This is a genomic window from Motiliproteus sp. SC1-56, from assembly GCF_017309075.1.
In the GTDB taxonomy this organism is placed as follows: domain Bacteria; phylum Pseudomonadota; class Gammaproteobacteria; order Pseudomonadales; family Balneatricaceae; genus Motiliproteus.
This window is the reverse complement of record NZ_JAEMGS010000038.1, coordinates 1-1,209: the sequence shown is the minus strand read 5'-3', so window position 1 is coordinate 1,209 and position 1,209 is coordinate 1. Positions and strand designations below refer to the sequence as shown.

General features: G+C 53.6%; 2 protein-coding genes. Both read right to left on the bottom strand.

The annotated features are described in order from the left end of the window. Positions 1–128: 128 nt before the first annotated feature. A complete protein-coding gene (locus tag JGZ97_RS18040; RefSeq protein ID WP_207064100.1) occupies positions 129–668 on the bottom strand; it encodes a transposase in 540 nt (179 codons plus the stop codon). Further along, entirely contained in the window at positions 619–1,140 is a 522-nt protein-coding gene (locus JGZ97_RS18035; RefSeq protein WP_207064099.1) for a transposase, read from the bottom strand. The genes JGZ97_RS18040 and JGZ97_RS18035 overlap by 50 nt, the downstream gene beginning before the upstream one ends. Between the last annotated feature and the right edge of the window lie 69 nt (positions 1,141–1,209).

The following is a 1,209-nucleotide window of genomic DNA, read 5'->3' as shown; positions in this document are numbered from 1 at the left end:
TAAGACTCCTGCGTAACCCGCGCCTACCGCTCGGTATTCCCCGCAAACCCCAGCTTTGCTACGAGTAACTGCTGTAGCTCCCTGTTTTTCGGCATCTGGCGCTGGTTTGCAGCGCCAGATACGGTATTTCAGGCGCACTTGTCCCGTAGTAAACGCTGCGCTTTCAGCAGGTTGAAGCAAATCGATTTCCAGTACAGCTCCGACTCAACTCGTTCTACAGTGCGATACCTTGAACGAGAAAATCCGAATCGGCGCTTGAGCGTTCCAAAGCACTGCTCAACTTTCCAACGGACCTGGCTGATGATCCGATTTGTCAGTTTTTCAATCGCATCCAGCGGCTTGGCGGCAGACCCGTTGTACATGATGCCATCGGTGATTCCCTGCTCGTTTAGCCATGCCCTGTTGGCTTTCGAGGCATACCCCTTGTCGGCATAAAGGCCTTTGACGGTGCCGGCATTGCGTACCGCATTTTCCAATTCCTTAACCTCAGCGCGATTGGCTGGGGTGACATGCAGACCGCGTATGAAGCCGTGCTTTTCTTCGACCGTTACGAACCCCTTGTAGCCAAAGAAATAACGGCTCCCCTTCTTCAGCCACCGAGCATCAGGATCAGCCGACTCAATTGACCTTAGCGCTGGGTTGATCGTCCTTTGATTCGTTGCGGTCATCGGCTACCTCTATGCAGCGCTTGGGGCGGCAAGCGGACTCGATCACGGTGGCATCAACGATCGCCATGCTGGCTTCTTTGATCTGTAAACCATGCCGTTCCAGCTGATCGCTGATCTCTTCAAACAGCTCTCTGTCTAGACCCAGATCAGACAGCCGATTACGGAAACGACCAACGGTGCTTTCGTCCGGTAGTGGGGCGCCAAGGTCGAAGCCAGAGAACAGCATAAAGTCGAGCCGAACCTTAAGACTGTCGACCACACCTTGGTCGCTCAGTTGGTGCCAGTTGGCCAGCAGCAAGACTTTGAACATCTGGATGGGAGGGTAAGGGTTACGTCCGCCGCCACGGGTCCAGTCTCGCTTATGAATCTTCGTCAGCAGGCGTTCGATGCGTTGCCAGTCAATCAGCTCGTTTAAGCTCATCAACAGATTGCCCTTCAGGCGCTCCTCGGCACCCATCTGAAAGAAAGACATCGATCAACCTCCGTGTTGTCGTCAATGCTCAGATTATGCTGAATTTTGGGCAGTTATGCAGGAGTCTTA

Bases quoted from the DNA above. Each gene is read 5' to 3' on its own strand.
- JGZ97_RS18040 (WP_207064100.1), bottom strand. From the start codon at position 668: ATGACCGCAACGAATCAAAGGACGATCAACCCAGCGCTAAGGTCAATT.
- JGZ97_RS18035 (WP_207064099.1), bottom strand. From the start codon at position 1,140: ATGTCTTTCTTTCAGATGGGTGCCGAGGAGCGCCTGAAGGGCAATCTG.